Source organism: Streptomyces sp. SID1328, assembly GCF_009865595.1.
GTDB classification, from domain to species: domain Bacteria; phylum Actinomycetota; class Actinomycetes; order Streptomycetales; family Streptomycetaceae; genus Streptomyces; species Streptomyces griseoluteus.
Map to the genome: position 1 here is coordinate 1 of NZ_WWKH01000046.1, position 1,400 is coordinate 1,400.

2 protein-coding genes and 1 pseudogene are annotated in these 1,400 nt (G+C 76.1%); 2 read left to right on the top strand and 1 reads right to left on the bottom strand.

The features are described 5' to 3' along the window. A pseudogene (locus GT030_RS01470) lies at positions 1–155 on the top strand (glutamate racemase); the annotation flags it as partial. 98 nt (positions 156–253) lie between these two features. Beyond that, entirely contained in the window at positions 254–799 is a 546-nt protein-coding gene (locus GT030_RS01475; RefSeq protein ID WP_161199441.1) for a hypothetical protein, read from the top strand. A gap of 6 nt (positions 800–805) precedes the next feature. Here the strand turns inward: GT030_RS01475 and GT030_RS01480 are convergent. Then, a partial coding sequence (locus tag GT030_RS01480; RefSeq protein WP_161199442.1) for an O-antigen ligase family protein occupies positions 806–1,400 on the bottom strand: 595 nt, incomplete at its 5' end.

Consider the following 1,400-nt stretch of genomic DNA (forward strand, 5'->3'; position numbering starts at 1 on the left):
GCATCGGGGAGGCGCCCGCTCCCGACGCCCCCGCGGTGGGCTCCCTCACCGTGCTGCTCAGCGGCCGCGAGGGCGGCGCGCTGCCCGCGGCCGCGCTGCACTACGCCGAGGGACGGCTGCTGCCCGCGGCCGGTCCGCTCGCCGACCGGATGTGACACCGGGCGCGGCCGCCGGGCGGTCCGTCCTGCCGCCCGGAGCAGTACCTCTCCGTGACCGGATACCGCCACGGCGGAACCTGGGTAACCTCATAGACATGACGGAGCACCGCGACGCCGAGGACGCCCCGCATCCCGACGTCTGGACCGGACGCGCCACCAACCGCGTGCAGTGGGTACTGGCGCTTGCCGGTGCCGCCTGCATGGCGCTCGGCATCGAGCTGGCCGTGCAGTCCGCGTGGACCTCCGGGATCATCGCCCTGGTCATGTCCGTCGTGGGCTGCATCGCGGTCGGGCTGCTCGTCCTGTTCGGCACGCTCGCCTTCGTGCACGTCGACCTCAAGCTGGAGCGGGACGCCCTGGAGGTGCGCTGCGGCCATGTCGGGCTGCCGCGCCGCCGCATCCCGCTCTCCCAGGTGGTCGACGCCGAGTACATCCCGCACGTCACCCCCCGCAACTGGGGCGGCTGGGGCTACCGCTGGCGTCCCGAGAAGGGCACCGCCGTGGTCGTCCGCCGGGGCGAGGGCATCGTGCTCAGCCTGTGGGACGGCCACACCTTCACCATCACCGTCGACAACGCCGAGTCGGCCGTCCGGGTCATCCGGGCCCGGCTCCGCGCCATCACCCCGGACAACGCGCACTGACCCCGCTCAGCCCACCGTCTCCTGCCGGGGCACCGGCTCCCCGCGGGTCACCCGCTCCTCCTCGCCCCACGGGCGTGCCGTGGCCCACCCGGCCAGCAGCCCCGCGCCCGCCGTCACCGTGGTGAAGCTCAGCGCGTCACCCACCGACGCGATCACCGCCAGCGCCGTGAGCGCCGCCCCCGCCGTCAGCACCACCGGCGTCGGCCGAGTCGCCCGCCACAGCGCGTGCAGCACCCACCCGAACACCGCCGCCAGCAGCAGCGCCCCCACCACCCCCTGCTCGGCCAGCAACTGCAGCGGTGCCGAATGCGGCCGCCCCGCCGGATCACCAGGCGTCCCGAAGCGCCCCGGCCCCACACCCCACACCGGCGCCTCACGGGCCAGCCGCACCGCCCGGCCCCACAGCCCCACCCGGTAGGGCCCGATCCGCTCCGTGAACTCCGCAGCGCACCCACCGGGCAGCACCCCGGACGCCAGCCCCCACACCGCGCCCACCGCCACCCCGGCCACGACCGCCAGCCCGGCGAGCCCCGCACCCCGGTACGGCGTCGAACCGGCGGCCACCGAGCACAGCAGTACGGCGCCCCCGGCCGCGCAGCCA

Coding starts and splice junctions, on each gene's coding strand:
- GT030_RS01475 (WP_161199441.1), top strand. CDS start 254: ATGACGGAGCACCGCGACGCCGAGGACGCCCCGCATCCCGACGTCTGG.